Annotated in this window: 12 protein-coding genes; all 12 read left to right on the forward strand. The window is 50.7% G+C overall.

Going from position 1 to position 15,240, the window contains the following annotated elements; translation table 11 throughout:
* Positions 1-3 precede the first annotated feature (3 nt).
* The 12 genes from BLS59_RS23270 (at position 4) to BLS59_RS23325 (ending at position 15,234) form a co-directional block, all read left to right on the forward strand.
* Positions 4-3,162 carry a family 78 glycoside hydrolase catalytic domain gene (locus BLS59_RS23270; protein WP_162842755.1) on the forward strand — a complete coding sequence of 1,053 codons (3,159 nt, stop codon included), beginning with the start codon at positions 4-6 and terminating at the stop codon, positions 3,160-3,162.
* A complete protein-coding gene (locus BLS59_RS23275; RefSeq protein WP_162842756.1) occupies positions 3,159-3,389 on the forward strand; it encodes a GntR family transcriptional regulator in 231 nt (76 codons plus the stop codon). The genes BLS59_RS23270 and BLS59_RS23275 overlap by 4 nt, the downstream gene beginning before the upstream one ends.
* Positions 3,390-3,459: 70 nt before the next feature.
* Entirely contained in the window at positions 3,460-3,798 is a 339-nt protein-coding gene (tnpA, locus tag BLS59_RS23280) for an IS66 family insertion sequence element accessory protein TnpA (RefSeq protein WP_162842757.1), read from the forward strand.
* A gap of 3 nt (positions 3,799-3,801) precedes the next feature.
* On the forward strand, positions 3,802-4,143 hold the full coding sequence (gene tnpB, locus BLS59_RS23285; protein WP_091153112.1) for an IS66 family insertion sequence element accessory protein TnpB: 342 nt from the start codon (positions 3,802-3,804) through the stop codon (positions 4,141-4,143).
* 143 nt (positions 4,144-4,286) lie between these two features.
* Positions 4,287-6,179 (forward strand): IS66 family transposase, encoded by a 1,893-nt coding sequence (gene tnpC / locus BLS59_RS23290; RefSeq protein ID WP_091153114.1) that lies wholly within the window; start codon positions 4,287-4,289, stop codon positions 6,177-6,179.
* A 1-nt stretch (position 6,180) separates the two neighbouring features.
* Entirely contained in the window at positions 6,181-6,651 is a 471-nt protein-coding gene (locus BLS59_RS23295; RefSeq protein ID WP_091153115.1) for an OsmC family protein, read from the forward strand.
* Between the two features lie 29 nt (positions 6,652-6,680).
* Positions 6,681-7,025 carry a hypothetical protein gene (locus BLS59_RS23300; protein ID WP_091153117.1) on the forward strand — a complete coding sequence of 115 codons (345 nt, stop codon included), beginning with the start codon at positions 6,681-6,683 and terminating at the stop codon, positions 7,023-7,025.
* A gap of 6 nt (positions 7,026-7,031) precedes the next feature.
* Entirely contained in the window at positions 7,032-10,448 is a 3,417-nt protein-coding gene (locus BLS59_RS23305) for a family 78 glycoside hydrolase catalytic domain (RefSeq protein WP_091153119.1), read from the forward strand.
* Between the two features lie 73 nt (positions 10,449-10,521).
* A complete protein-coding gene (gene fbp / locus BLS59_RS23310; protein WP_091153121.1) occupies positions 10,522-11,571 on the forward strand; it encodes a class 1 fructose-bisphosphatase in 1,050 nt (349 codons plus the stop codon).
* Positions 11,568-11,873: a GntR family transcriptional regulator gene (locus BLS59_RS23315; RefSeq protein ID WP_091153122.1), complete on the forward strand. Its 306-nt coding sequence runs from the start codon at positions 11,568-11,570 to the stop codon at positions 11,871-11,873. Before fbp ends, BLS59_RS23315 begins: the two co-directional genes overlap by 4 nt.
* On the forward strand, positions 11,870-14,149 hold the full coding sequence (locus BLS59_RS23320; RefSeq protein WP_240315321.1) for a glycoside hydrolase family 2 protein: 2,280 nt from the start codon (positions 11,870-11,872) through the stop codon (positions 14,147-14,149). Before BLS59_RS23315 ends, BLS59_RS23320 begins: the two co-directional genes overlap by 4 nt.
* 11 nt (positions 14,150-14,160) lie before the next feature.
* Positions 14,161-15,234, forward strand: a complete 1,074-nt coding sequence (locus BLS59_RS23325) for an aldose epimerase family protein (protein WP_091153124.1) — start codon at positions 14,161-14,163, stop codon at positions 15,232-15,234.
* Positions 15,235-15,240: the final 6 nt, after the last annotated feature.

Here is a 15,240-nt window from a genome sequence, read left to right on the forward strand (position 1 = left end):
ACGATGAACAGCAAAGCGTTCCATATCATTTTACTCCTCTGCCTGCTTTTTGCCGGCACTGGAGTTTTGGCTCAGAAAACAAAAAAAGGCAGCTCGGAAGGCGCTTATCTCAGAAATGAAAAAATCGGTAACTGGCAGGCCAAATGGATCCAGATCGGATTTGCGGAAGATACACTGGAAAGACCGGCGCAGTATTTCCAGAAAACCTTTGCTGCCTCCGGCAAAATAAGATCAGCGAAGCTGTTTGTTACCGCCCACGGCCTTTATGAGGCGAAACTGAACGGGAAAAGAATCGGGGATGCCTACCTGACCCCGGGATGGACAGATTATGCAAAAAGACTGCAGTACCAGGCCTACGACGTGACTCCGATGCTCAATAAGGGAACAAATACCTTGACCATAGCCGTCGGGGACGGGTGGTTCAGGGGATATGTGGGTTTTGACGGAATGAAGGATATCTACGGAAAACAGACCGGGCTGCTTGCCCAGTTGGAGCTGACCTATAGTGACGGGAAATCGGAGATCATACCGACGGACGAAAGCTGGAAAAGCGGCAATGGGCCGATCAGGACTTCATCGATAAATAACGGGGAAACCCTGGATTCCAGAATTGCGGTGAACTGCGGTCAGCCTGTTAAGGTGGTAGCTTACAGCAACAATAACCTGGTCCCATCAGAAAGCTATGCGGTGAGCAAACACGAAACCTTTAAACCCCTCAGAAGCCTGACCACGCCAAAGGGCGAAAAAGTGCTCGATTTCGGTCAGAACCTTGTGGGCTGGGTGGTGGTAAGGTTAAAGGGTAAGGCCGGCGATAAAATCAGCATCGAACATGCCGAAGTGCTGGACAAGGCGGGGAACTTCTATACGGCCAACCTGCGAAATGCGCAGGCAACGGCAACCTATATTTTATCCGGTAACGGAACAGGGGCTGACGGTAAGGAAAGCCTGGAGCCCCATTTCACCTACTTTGGTTTCCGCTACATAAAAGTGAGCGGAACCGAAGGGGAGATAAACCCGGATGATTTTACCGCAGTGGCACTCTATTCCGACATGAGGCCCACCGGGAATTTTTCCTGCAGCAATCCCCTGATAAACCAGCTTCAGCACAATATCCAGTGGGGACAAAGGGGAAACTTTCTGGATATCCCGACAGACTGCCCGCAGCGGGATGAGCGCCTGGGCTGGACGGGCGATGCGCAGGCATTCTTTAAGACCGCGGCCTATAACTTCGATGTAAAGTCTTTCTTTTCCAAATGGATGAAAGACGTAGCATCCAACCAGTCGGAGAACGGCAGCGTGACTTCGGTGGTCCCGGATATCCTTGGCGCCTTTGGCGGCTCGGCCGGATGGGCAGACGTGGCGACGATCATCCCATGGCAGCTGTACGAAATTTACGGTGACAGGTCTTTACTGGATTCGCAGTATGCGATGATGAAAAAATGGGTCGATTATGTTCAGGGCCAGAGCAAAGATGGTCTCTGGCAGAGCGGCTTTCATTTTGGGGACTGGCTGAGCTTCCGTCCGGGAAATGATGACGGGACGGAGGCGATCACCGATAAATACGAGATCGCGCAGTGTTTCTGGGCGCATTCCACCCAGAACCTGATCAATGCGGCAAGGACGCTCGGCAAAGGGGAAGATGTCGTGAAATACACGGATATGCTTTCCAGGATCAAAAAGGCCTATCTGAACGAATATGTCACCGCCAGCGGCAGGCTGCTGAGCAATACCCAGACGGCTTATGTACTCGCCCTGCATTTTGATATGCTGCCCGAAAATATGCGCGCTAGAACAGCAAGATATCTGGTGGACAATATAAAGGTGTATAAAGACCACCTCAGTACGGGCTTTTTGGGAACGCCCTATATCTGCCATGTACTGAGCAGGTTCGGTTATCCGGACGTAGCTTTTACGCTGTTGAACCAGGATACTTTTCCAAGCTGGCTGTACCCGGTAAAAATGGGCGCGACCACGATATGGGAAAGATGGGACGGAATCAGGCCCGACGGCTCATTTCAGACCCCTCAGATGAATTCCTTTAACCATTATGCCTATGGAGCGATCGGCGACTGGATGTACCAGAATGTGCTGGGCATCCAGGCGTCCTCGCCGGGATATAAGACGATAAGGATCAAACCGCTGATCGGCGGGGGTCTGACATGGGCTAAGGGAAGCTATGAATGCGTTTACGGAAAGATCGGCGCCTACTGGAAACTGAGCGGCAGCGCAATCGAGCTTGAAGTAGAGATTCCCGAAGGCACCACGGCCGAAGTCTGGGTCCCGGGATCGGAAACACCAAAATCCGTCGGCCCGGGCAGGCACAGGTTCAGCGGAAGCTATTTTGGACAATTGCGGAAGGTTCCGCTGTACGGAGAAAATAAGATCCCTTTTGCCAGATCTATTACCGAAAACCCGGCGCTGACGGTGTTTCCGCCGGTTAGGGAGAACAAAAAGGGCATTGCGGTGATCGTCTGCTCGGGCGGGTCCTACGGGGGACGCGCGAATGAGGTAGAGGGCATCCCTGCCTGTAAAAAACTGGCGGCATCAGGCATCACGGCTTTTCTGCTGGATTACCGGGTGCCAGATCCGCAGCGTATGGAGCACAAGGAAATGGTCCCGCTGACCGATGCGCAGCGGGCGATCCAGTACGTCAGGGAACATGCGAAAGAATTTGACATTGATCCGGCCAGGCTCGGGATCATGGGTTTTTCTGCCGGAGGCCATCTGGCCTCGACCGTAGGTACCCATTTTAAAAAGACAGAGCTGGATAATCCCAATGGCACCTCGCTCCGTCCGGATTTTATGGTGCTGGTGTATCCCGTGATCAGCTTTTCGGACTCGCTGACGCATGAAAGTTCCAGATACAATCTGATCGGACCGGATCTAAGTGCGGAAGAGATCAGGGAGTTTTCCAATGAACTGCAGGTGAGCGGCGATACCCCGCCTACTTTTCTGGTACATGGCCGGAATGACAGCGGGGTGAAGTTTGCCAATAGTGAGGTGTTCTATGGTGCACTTAAAAAGCAGGGCGTAAAAGCGGAGTTTTTAAGGTATGATAAAGGCGAACATGGCTTTGGCGCTTACAACAAGGATTCAAAGATCAACTGGATGGACGAGTGCATCAAATGGATATATGCGGACAGATCAGCCAATTCCTTATGACCTACAACATCACCATCGATCCCCGGAGCAGGACCAGTAAACTGGGCCAGGTTACCAGAGCCCTTAAAACGGACATTGAAAGCGGGCTGCTGAAAGAAGGGCAGCGTCTGCCGTCCATTACAGTTTTTGCCAAAACGAACGGCATATCCCGCGACACGGTCGAAAAGGCCTACAGACGCCTGCGGAGACTGGGCTATGTGGTCTCTGTCAACCATCAGGGACATTAGTAAGCACTCGGGCACCCATTTTATAGAGCAGTAAATGGCTAATAATTTTGGCTCAACCAAAAATCAAAATATGGAAAGAGACCAAAACAAACAAAAAGCACCACGAATGATGCGCAGTAACGAGGAGATCTATGAGGCCATGGCCGAGTTTGAACAAGGGGGCGTTAGCATCCTGGAGTTCTGCGAACTATATGGCATCAGTAACTCCACGTTTTACGAGTGGCAGAAAAAAGTAAAGATGAAGAACCAGGAACAACCGACAGGCCATATGCAGCCGATCATCATTACCGATGAGGTACTGAAGCTGACCGAGCGTTTGCCGATAGCCGAACTGGAGCTGCCGGACGGCAGGTTGTTCCGCATCTTTCAGCAAGCCGATCCCGCATTCTTAAAAGCTTTTATCAACTAAACCATGATGGACTTTTTAGAAAACCGCCGGTACTTTTTGTACCCGTTCACAGTAACCATGTCAAAAGCCTATGATGGGCTGAGCGGGTTAGTGAGGAACGAGCTGGGCCAGGACCCGCGCTGTGGTGATGTTTTCATTTTTTTCAATAAAGCAAGGACGCTGATGAAGATGCTGTTCTGGGATGGTGATGGCTATGTGATCTATGGCAAACGCATCGAACATAAAAGGTTCCAGGTGCCTGCCGGACGGGTGGATGACCTGGGCTTTTACATCACCCCGCTCCAGCTTTTGCAGCTGATCCGGGGCATCAGAATGGAGACCGTTTTCAGGAAAACAGCCGAGTAAAATGAGGAAGAAAAAGTATCAGATAAGAGATTACAAAAGGATTACCGATTTCGTTGAAAAAGTGGCAAAAATGGCGTAAAAACGGGCTTTTGAATTATAAATGTAACAAGAATAATACGTATTTTTAAAGTGTAAATCAACCAGTGGAAACCAGCGTTTTAAACATCTTCGAGGACTTTATGCAAGAGCCGGAACAGGCTTGGCAGCTCTACCGTAAAATGGTAGCTTTTGCCGACCTTTTCGATTCTGATGCACCCGATGTCATGAAGGTATTAGAGATGGCGATGAGCCGCTCCAATAAAGCTTCAGAGCAGGTTGATAAGCTTATTGCACTTGCCCAGGATCAAGATCAGGTCAATATTAAATTGACCGAATCCCTGGCACAGGCAAATGAGAACAACCAAACCCTGTCAAATCTGAATAAAGAATTGCGGGAACTGGCTGAAGCCAATACCGATGATATCAGATCCGCTACAGCCAATGCGGAGAAAGCATTAAAAATAGCCCAAGACGCGCTCAAACAACGCGACACAGCAGAGTCGCGCGCCAGCTTACTGGAAGAAAAACTCGCACGGGCACAGTTCCAACTGATGCAATTGCAAAGGATGATCTTCGGCAAGAAAAGCGAGAAGTTCAGCCCTGAACAACTGAACCAGTTAAGGCTGGACATCGAGGCCGATGCTATCGGCAGCGAGGTCATTACCGGCATCACCGATATCAGTTACACCAAGATCACCACGGTTACCACACCCAAAAAGCATCCAGGCCGTAACCCTCTTCCCGCGCATTTGCGCCGGGAAGAGCTGGTTCTGGAACCAATAGATAAAGCGGAAGGCGACGTATTCGTAAAGAACGACGTAAGCGAAACGCTGGAATACATTCCAGGCGAGTTCTGGGTTAAAACCACGATCCGTCCCGTATATGCTTCAAAGCAGCCAGACGGCAGCACCCTGATGAAACAGGCAGACCTGCCGGTGGAGGCCATTGATAAATGTATCGCCGGGGCATCATTGCTAGCCTACATCGTCATCTCCAAGTACATCGACAGCTTACCCCTGTACCGCCAGATCGAGATCTTCAAACGCGCGGGCGTGGAAATCGCTTCGGGAACTATGAGCGGCTGGATCACCAAGATCTGTGAGTTGCTGGAACCGCTGTACGAACTGCTGAAAAAGGAAGTATTAAAGGCCGAATACCTGAATGTGGACGAAACGACGATGAAAGTCATCGAAAAAGGTGCCAAGAACGGTAAAACAGCCCTCGGTTACTTCTGGGTATATCTGCATCATTGGGGAAAGCTGGTCTTTTATGATTACAAACCTACGCGGAGCGGTAAAGTACCCGAGACCATGCTCCAGGATTACAAGGGTATCATTCAGGCCGACGGTTACCAGGTTTACGAGACAATTGCCACTAAAAATGGCAATATACTGGTATGCTGCATGGCGCACGTACGCCGGAAGTTCGAGGAGATCTACAAGAACAACGACCGCCGTGCAGGTGTTCCGTTGAACCTGTTCAATCAGCTTTACGCCATTGAAGAAGAATGCCGCAGCGCGAACTTATCGTTCGATGAGATCAAGGCCGTGCGCCAGGAACGCTCGGTGCCGATACTCGATCAACTGGAAGCCTGGCTGAAAGCGGCCAAGCAGGAAAGCGGTATGGACGCGCCGATGCGTGCTGCGATCAACTACGCGCTGAACCGTTGGGACAAACTTCGCTTGTTTGCTGAACACGGTAATGTGACCATTGACAACAACCAGGTCGAGCGTGCCATACGTACAGTGGCGATCGGACGGAAAAATTACCTGTTTAGTGGTTCGCACGAGGGGGCGCAACGCAGTGCCATGCTTTACAGCCTGACGGCGACCTGCAAACTTAACGGCATCAACCCGCTGGTTTGGCTTACCGATGTGATGCAGCGACTGGCCTACCTGCCAAAAGAGGACAAGTACCTGGAGTTGCTTTTGCCACAGAACTGGCGGCCAAAGTTAATGGCCAAGTCTATTACGAAAACTATATTAACAGAAAATTGAAATGAATAAAAGTCATCACTATAGCGTGAAGGTCAACTGGACGGGCAATACTGGTTCCGGAACGGTTGGTTATACCGCTTATGAACGGAGCTATGAAATAAGTTCCATCGGTAAACCGATAATCCCTGCTTCTTCCGACCCTGCGTTCAGAGGAGATAAGACCCGGTATAATCCTGAGGAAATGTTAGTCGCATCACTATCTTCTTGTCATATGCTCTGGTATCTCCACCTGTGCGCTGAAGCTGGCGTAGTAGTTACAAAATACATTGACATGGCCTCTGGCATAATGACGGAAACCGAAAATGGCAGTGGGAAATTTGAATCAGTGACGCTAAAGCCTGAAGTGCTTGTAAGTGAACTGGCCATGGTAGAATCAGCAATGGCGCTTCATAAAAAAGCTGGTGAGATGTGCTATATCGCAAACTCTTGTAGCTTTCCAGTACATCACGAACCAATCTGTAAAGTCGAGTAAAGCATGAAAACAGATTATGCAACAAAATTATGTATACCCAAAAAACAACACGGGGTTACCCGAGTGCTTACGGACATTACGTGCAGAGGCTGCAGCCTGGTTCGGGAAAGATCCTGATGGTGCCGGGAAGTTTCTGCGGCTGCGAAGTTGAACCTGGCTCCGGACTGCTTGCGGGAGCGGAGCTGCCGGTTGGTCCTGCGGGCGGGAAATTCAGCACCGTCACCCTGGTCTTTCGGGAGGGGCAGTTCAGTCCGGAAGAAGTACTGCAGGGGCTCAGGGCTTTTGCCCGGGTCGAGCTTTTCCGGCATGGGGTCAGCGGTGGGGTGGAAAAGGCGGGACCGGATGTTGAAACACCTGGAATCTTAAAGGACTGAAGGCTGATGGGGATGGTTGACGTGATAGGGTATAACGGCTTAAAAGCCGGATTTTTTAAAGCTGGGAAGGCAGAAAACCGCTCGGAATTTATAATAAATGTTCCGGCATCGGGTAATTGTACGAATAAACCAAACGGACCGGGCAAAACCATGAAAATATTGCTGTTCATCATTATTGCACTGCTGGCGCTGTTTGCCGCCCAGTTCTGTTTCGCGCAAAAAGGCCCGGCCCGCACCAAGCTGACCGACGGCCCCTTTGTGTTTTACCGCGGGGACTCCCTAATGGTGAGGTCGGTGGTCAGGGGAAAAGCGGTATCCGGGAACTTTGCTGTTAGCGGTAAAGAAAAGCTACGGCTGGCGGTACGCTTTGAGGAAGCGCCTTTGCCCGGTTTTTCAGTTCAGCTGAAAAAGCAGCTCTTAAATGAACCCGGCATATTTGGGCCGGCGGATAAAATGCTGGTGATTTCGGATATGGAGGGTGAGTTTGCAGTGATGCGCAGCCTGCTGCTGGATGGCGGGGTGATGGATAGGAATTACAACTGGACATTCGGAAAGGGACATCTGGTGGTGGTGGGCGATCATTTTGACCGGGGAAAACAGGTGACCCAGGGACTGTGGCTGCTCTACCGTCTGGAAGCGCTCGCTAAAGCAGCAGGCGGATATGTGCATGTGCTGCTGGGTAACCATGACATCATGAATTTGAGCGGAGATCTGCGTTACCTCGACAAAAAATATAAAAACGCCGCATCGGCTCTAGGGGTAGACTATATGAAATTGTATGGCAAAGATACCGAGCTGGGCAGATGGCTGCGCAGTAAGAACGTGGTGGAGCAGATTGGTGAGGCATTGTTTACTCACGGCGGCATATCGCCGGCAGTAAATGCATCTAAACTTAACCTACAGCAGATCAATACAGCCTGCAGACCCTATTACGATTGCAACAAAAAAGACATTCCGGAAGCAGCACAACTATTCTTTGGAAAAGACGGGCCGTTCTGGTACAGGGGCTATTTCTATAAACCCAAGGCGGACCTGGCTACGGTAGAGCAGACTTTAAGCAAGTTTGAAGTAAAAAAGATCGTGGTCGGTCATTCGATCACCGAGGGCAATGTCGGTTTTTATTACGGTGGCAAAGTGCTGGGGGTTGATGTGGATGCCCATGCCGGAGATAAAGAAGCGGCGTTTTATGAAAACGGCTATTGGTATAAGTTGCTGAACGGAAAGCTCAGCCCGATCCTGGAGGATTCTGGATGGCTGGAAGTGAAGGGAAGCAATGGAACCGTTCCGATGGTTTTTAAGGATTTTAGGCTGTCCGAAGGGAAAGGCCTGGTTTCGGCAAAGCTGTCGGTTACCGCACTGGGACTATACCGGGCGCAGATCAACGGGAAAAAAGTCGGGGACAGTTATTTTACCCCTGGCTGGACGAGTTACCTGAACCGTTTGCAGTACCAGAACTACGGGGTGACAGGACTATTGAGCAAGGGAACTAACCGGCTTTCGGTATTGCTTTCCGGCGGCTGGTATAGCGGGGCTTTCGGGCCACAGAAGAAACCGGACAGTTATGGCAGTGAAAAAGCCTTGAACTGTAAGCTGCTGCTGGAATTCAGCGACGGCACGAGACAGGAACTGGTTTCGGGGCCGGACTGGCAGGTCAGAAGTTCCTTTATCAAACGCTCGGATTTTTATGACGGGGAACTTCAGGATTCCAGGATACCCGAAAGGGTTGGTTTGCGGGAGGGATTTATTCTGATGCGCATGGAAAAAACGCCGCCAGCGATGCTGGTGCGCAGTCTTGCGCCTCCTGTCCGAAAGCAGGAGGTTTTTAAGGTACTCAAAAGCTGGAAATCTGTCAATGGTGACCTGATGCTGGATTTCGGGCAGAACCTGGCGGGATTCGTTCGGATCAGGTTGCGTGGAAATGCTGGCGATACCCTGCGCATCGCGCATAGCGAAATGCTGGATCAGCATGGAGGACTGTTTACCGGCAATCTGCGCTTGGCCCAGGCAACCGATCAGTATGTGCTGAACGGCAGCGATCAGGTACTGGAACCGGTTTTTACCTACCATGGCTTCCGTTATGTGCGGATCAGCGGCCATAACATTTCCGCTCTGGATGTAAAAAACATGGAAGCCGTTGCGCTGTACAGTGATATGAAGCCTGCGGGTACTTTTTCCTGCTCCGACCCGATGCTGAACAGGCTTCAAAGCAATATCCTTTGGAGCATGCGCAGCAATTTTGTAGATGTGCCAACGGACTGTCCGCAAAGAAGCGAGCGGTTCGGCTGGACGGGGGACGCGCAGGTTTTTGTCCGGACGGCCGCCTGGAACTATGATGTGCTGAGCTTTTACAAGAAATACCTGCTTGACCTGGCGGCTGATCAGGGGACAAACGGCGGGGTTCCGAACATTGTTCCCGATTTTATGCGTCCGGACAGACAGGATAAGGCGGGCGTGGCGGGCTGGGGCGATGCGGCGGTACTGATCCCCTGGAGGCTCTACCAGATTTATGGTGATAAAAATATTCTGGAAGAACAGTATGAAAGCATGAAAGCCTGGGTGGATTATGTGAGGCGTCGTACCACAGGCGGGCTATGGAAGGATGAGGGTTACGGGGACTGGTATGCGCAGGGGGATTCGACCAGTATTCCTTTTATCGACCAGTGTTATTATGCTTATTCTTCCCGCCTGCTGAGTAAGAGTGCTGAGCTGATCGGGTTAAAACAGGACGCATTCGATTACGGGAAACTTTCGGAAGAGGCCATTAAAGCATTCATGGATAGCTACGGACAGTTCAATACCCCGGCAACCAGTACCCAGACGGCTTATCTGTTGGCGCTAGCCTTTGATTTATTGCCGGAAAGCCGCAGGCAGCAATGCGCGGACCTTTTGGCGCAAAGGATTGCTAAGGACGGTAATAAACTGGCTACGGGTTTTCTGGGTACGCCATTTTTATTACCGGAACTCTCCAGGTTCGGATACGGTCGGCTGGCTTATCAGCTGCTATTCAACAGGCAAATGCCTTCCTGGCTATACCCGATTACCAAAGGCGCGACAACGATCTGGGAGAAATGGGATGCGGTGAGGCCGGACGGAAGTCTGCAGGAGTGTTCCTTTAACCACTTCGCTTACGGGGCGGTGGGCGAATGGTTTTACTCTGGGATATTGGGTATACAGCCAGCTGAAGTAGGATTCAAAAAGTTCATCATCAAACCATCGATTGGCGGCGGGCTGAGCTGGGCTAAGGGAAGTTACCTCACTCCCTCTGGCAAGATTGGAGTGAGCTGGTCATGTAAAGATGAGAAAGTGATGCTGGAGGTAGAGATTCCGAAAGGTATAACTGCTGAAGTGCATGTCCCGGGTGAATCTATTGCCAGGAAGGTCGGTTCCGGGCGATTTAATTTCAAAGGTCGCTTTGGTCCCTGATCAAGCTGGTTTTAATAAGACAACTTCAATAAAACAAACAATTTACCAATTATAAGTACTAAAATAACTGAATATGCAGACCCTAGGTCAATTTATTATAGAGAAGCAGGCCGATTTTGCCTTTGCAAAAGGCGAACTGTCCCGCCTGCTCCGGGATATCGGGATCGCGGCGAAGATCGTGAGCCGGGAAGTCAACAAAGCAGGCTTGATGAACATTTACGGGGAAACCGGCGATGTGAACGTTCAGGGAGAACGACAAAAGGGGTTGGACGTATTTGCCAACGAGCATTTCATCTCGGCATTAAGTAGCGGCGGGGAATGCTGTGCGGTGGCGAGCGAAGAAGTTAATGAACTGATCATCATTCCGGGTGGTGAAAAGGCGAAATATGTGGTCTGTATTGACCCGCTGGACGGATCAGCGAACATTGATGTAAATGTCGGAGTGGGTACGATCTTTTCGATCTACCGCAGGCTGGACCTCTCCGTTCCCGTTGGTGTAGCTGATGTATTGCAACAAGGTATTTGTCAAGTCGCGGCGGGCTATGTCGTTTACGGCTCTTCGACCATGCTGGTTTACACCACAGGTAAGGGTGTAAACGGATTTACGCTAGATCCTTCGATCGGGGAATTTTGTTTGTCGCATCCGGGTATGCGCATTCCTGCTTCAGGGAGCATTTATTCCATCAACGAGGGCAATTACGTGCATTTTCCTGACGGGGTAAAAAGGTTCATCAAGTTCGCCCAGCAGGAAAACTTTTCTTCCGGCAGGCCTTTTACCTCCAGGTACATCGGCTCCATGGTGGCGGACGTGCACCGGAATTTGATTTTAGGCGGGATTTACCTCTATCCTTCTACTTCAGCCTATCCAGATGGAAAGCTGAGGCTGCTCTATGAATGTAATCCGATGGCGATGATCATTGAGCAGGCCGGAGGAAAAGCGAGCGATGGTTTCAGAAGGATTCTGGAAATCCAGCCTACCGCGATTCATCAGCGCTGCCCGGTCTTTTGCGGTTCAGCGGAGCTGGTGGAAAAGGCAGAACTGCTCATGCACTGGCACAGCCCGGAGTATAACCCGGTATCTCCTGATGGTTTGAGGTTAAAATTGAATCAGCAGGCGGTATGAAGTGGAGAGGGACATACATCCGGATCGTGGAATTTTCCCCGCTTCAGCCAAAGCCGCTGCAAATCGCGGTGGCCATTGCGGAAGCTATCCAGAGCGGAGAGCTCCTTGAAGGGGATTATATGCCAAGCCTTCAGGACCTGGCCGACATTAACGGGATCTCGGTGGCGACGACAGGTGCGGCTTATAAACTATTAAAAAACAAAGACATCATCGGAAAGGACATCGCCCGCAGGTATCGGGTGATCAGCCGCCGCAGAGCTGATGCATTTATGAACAGGAATCAATTAAAGGAATCAACATGATCAAAAAGAATAAGAAAAATATATGCCTGGCTATAATGATCGCCTGCGGGCTTTCCGCCGGTGCGCAAAGTCAGTCAGGAAATTATCAGATGCAGCAGGTGCAGTTGCAGACCCGCTGGGCGAAGGAAGTGTCGCCGGCCAACGCGCTGAAAGAATATCCCCGGCCGCAGATGGTTCGTGGAAACTGGACGAACCTGAACGGGCTATGGGATTATGCGATTACCGGAAAAGATGTCGTTCAGCCTTCGGTTTTTGAGGGTAGAATCCTGGTGCCTTTTCCGCTGGAGTCGGCTTTGTCGGGCGTAAAAAAAGCATTAAAGCCGGATGAACTGCTATGGTATAAACGCCGCTTTAATTTTAAAGCTAATGCGGGTGAACGCACGATGCTGAATTTTGGCGCGGTGGATTACCAGTGCTGGGTATTCGTGAATGGCAGGGAAGTCGGCTCTCATGAAGGCGGTTACACGGCTTTTTCGATGGATATTTCGAGTGCGCTGCATGACGGCCAGAATGAGATATTGATCAAGGTTTATGACCCATCAGATGCCGGGTACGGGCCTCGCGGGAAGCAGGTCTTGAACCCGAGGAGCATCTATTATACCCCGACTTCGGGCATCTGGCAGACCGTCTGGATGGAAACTGTTCCGGCAGCTTATATTGAAAGCCTGGACATCACTCCGGATATAGATAAGGGTCTGGTGAAGGTGAAGGTGAGATCCGCCGCTGATTTGCCGGTAACCCTCGCGCTTGAGGGCAAAATCTTCAATGGTAAATCCAACCAGTGGATGAGCATCCCGGTAAAGCATGCTAAACTCTGGTCTCCCGCATCACCTTTTCTCTATGACCTGTGGGCAACTTTGGGAAAGGATAAAGTGAAATCTTATTTCGGCATGCGCAAAGTATCGGTAGCCAAAGATGCTGCCGGTGTGGAGCGGATCATGTTGAACAACAAACCTTATTATAACCTGGGTACACTGGACCAGGGATTCTGGCCGGACGGCTTATATACCGCACCGACAGATGAGGCACTGGCTTTTGACATCAAAGCGATCAAGGCGATGGGTTTCAATACCATCCGCAAGCACATTAAAGTGGAACCGGCCAGGTGGTATTACCATGCGGACAAACTGGGCATGCTGGTCTGGCAGGATTTTGTGCAGCCCAATCCGGGTTTACCTCCCGGAGCAAAAGAGATTTTTGAAAAACAGGGTGCGGAAATGCTCTCGCAGTTGCACAACTTTCCGTGTATCACGACCTGGGTGCTCTTCAATGAGAAATGGGGTGCTTACGACCAAGCCAGGTTAACCTCCTGGATAAAAAATACCGATCCTTCAAGGATTGTGAACGGTCATTCAGGGGAATATCTGTACGTGAATGACAAACTGCGCTCCGAGTCTCCCGATGCCTACATAAATGCGGACATCACCGATGTGCACAGCTATCCCCAGCCGATGAATTCGGTCAAGATAGCCGGAAAGGCGCAGGTTTGCGGGGAGTTCGGCGGGATCGGGGTATTTATCCCCGATCACCAGTGGAACACGGAAACCGCATGGGGTTATGTGAACGAGAAACCGGCGGACCTGAAGGCGAAGTACGCGGGGATGAACGCTTCCCTAGAGAAATTTGCGGCGCAAGGCATGAGCGGCTCGATTTATACGCAGCCCTTTGATGTGGAAGGGGAACAGAACGGACTGATGACCTATGACCGGGAAATCGTTAAGATTCCATTTTCTGAACTTCGGAAAATTCATACTAGGCTGAATCCGGATTTGCAGTCGGCTGCCTGGATGAAGTATTTGAAATCGGTAACGGCGCAGGATGCCGATCTGACTGATCCGGCCATACTATCGCAGCGTGCACTAGTCGCTTTTGAAGGCGGAAGCCGTGATCAGAAGACCTTGCAGGCGGTAGTCAGGGGCGTGAGCAAAATCGCAGATCCCGGTTTTAAAGCAATGCTCAGCGAGCAGGAAGCTTTCCGGTCTGCGATGGGACGCGCAACCTACTCCAGATTCATGTATGAGATGCTCTTCAGACAGGAAATCCAGCAGCTGTTCAATGAGCAGAAAAGCTGGGAACAGATCGCGGATCACCTGAAATCGCATTATGGCGAGGTTGGCGAAGAAACCTATCTGCGGATCAAGTCATTGGGTGCTCTGAACGGGAGAGACTGGGCTATTTACCGGGATGTGGCCAAAGTGTATTTGGAGAAATTCGGCAATAACCTGCAGGAAAATGAGCGGCTGATGTTCCAGAAAGCATTGAAAGAAAACCCATAAATCATTTACCTATGAAATATCATCCTATTGTTTTATTGATTATTGCGGCGGCGTTTTGCGGCTGCAATTCAAGGAAAAGAGCTTCCGCTGAACCCGTCATGATTACCCTGAAGAATGCTTCGGGGATGAGTGCGACCTTCTGCTCCAATGGTGCGAGGCTGATGAGCCTTTTGGTGCCGGACAGGAACGGAAAACTGGTCGAGGTGGTCGCCGGTTTTGAAAACCCGCTGGATTACGATTCGGCGACTGAGCCCTATTTCGGGGCGACGATCGGGCGCTACGGGAACCGCATCGCCGGGGGTAAGTTTCGCCTTGACGGAAAGGAATTTAAGCTTTCGCTGAACAATGGCCCGAATACTTTGCATGGCGGAAAGACCGGCTTTCAGTATCAGTCCTGGGAATTATCGCAGCAGGGTGATTCGGTTTTAATCTGTTCACTGGTTTCTCCTGACGGGGATAACGGCTTTCCGGGGAAACTTTCAGTAAGGGTGACTTATACCCTTACCAGCAGTAATTCGCTGCTGATGGAATATGGGGCGGTTACCGATCAGCCGACGGTGGTGAACCTCACTAATCATGCTTTTTTTAACCTGAACGGCTCTGGAAGTATCCTGGATCATCAGCTGATGATCAATGCGAACAGCTTTCTGCCGGTGGACAGTACGCTGATCCCCTTAGGCAGTCCGGCACCGGTGAAGGGTACGCCCTTTGATTTCAGGATTTCTGAGGCGATTGGTTCGCGGATTGGTGTAAAAGATCAGCAACTGCGCTTTGGTAAGGGTTATGACCATAATTTTGTGCTGAATAAAAGTAAGCTCATGCCTGCCGCGGTGGTATACAGCGAAAAAACAGGAATTGAAATGAAAATCTTTACCTCCGAGCCGGGGTTGCAGTTTTATTCCGGGAATTTTATGAAGGGCGAAAACCAGCTGCGTAGTGGAAAAGATGATTTCAGAACCGCCTTCTGCCTGGAGACCCAGCATTTCCCTGACAGCCCCAATCAGCCCAAATTCCCTTCGACGGTCTTACGGCCAGGTCATACTTACCATAGCAAATCCATTTATGCATTTAGTATTGAGAAATAAATATCT

The sequence above is a fragment of the Mucilaginibacter pineti genome, assembly GCF_900101875.1.
In the GTDB taxonomy this organism is placed as follows: domain Bacteria; phylum Bacteroidota; class Bacteroidia; order Sphingobacteriales; family Sphingobacteriaceae; genus Mucilaginibacter; species Mucilaginibacter pineti.

Coding starts and splice junctions, on each gene's coding strand:
- BLS59_RS23315 (WP_091153122.1), top strand. CDS start 11,568: ATGAAGTGGAGAGGGACATACATCCGGATCGTGGAATTTTCCCCGCTT.
- BLS59_RS23295 (WP_091153115.1), top strand. CDS start 6,181: ATGAATAAAAGTCATCACTATAGCGTGAAGGTCAACTGGACGGGCAAT.
- tnpA (WP_162842757.1), top strand. CDS start 3,460: ATGGAAAGAGACCAAAACAAACAAAAAGCACCACGAATGATGCGCAGT.
- BLS59_RS23275 (WP_162842756.1), top strand. CDS start 3,159: ATGACCTACAACATCACCATCGATCCCCGGAGCAGGACCAGTAAACTG.
- BLS59_RS23325 (WP_091153124.1), top strand. CDS start 14,161: ATGAAATATCATCCTATTGTTTTATTGATTATTGCGGCGGCGTTTTGC.
- fbp (WP_091153121.1), top strand. CDS start 10,522: ATGCAGACCCTAGGTCAATTTATTATAGAGAAGCAGGCCGATTTTGCC.
- BLS59_RS23270 (WP_162842755.1), top strand. CDS start 4: ATGAACAGCAAAGCGTTCCATATCATTTTACTCCTCTGCCTGCTTTTT.
- tnpB (WP_091153112.1), top strand. CDS start 3,802: ATGATGGACTTTTTAGAAAACCGCCGGTACTTTTTGTACCCGTTCACA.
- BLS59_RS23305 (WP_091153119.1), top strand. CDS start 7,032: ATGGGGATGGTTGACGTGATAGGGTATAACGGCTTAAAAGCCGGATTT.
- BLS59_RS23320 (WP_240315321.1), top strand. CDS start 11,870: ATGATCAAAAAGAATAAGAAAAATATATGCCTGGCTATAATGATCGCC.
- BLS59_RS23300 (WP_091153117.1), top strand. CDS start 6,681: ATGTATACCCAAAAAACAACACGGGGTTACCCGAGTGCTTACGGACAT.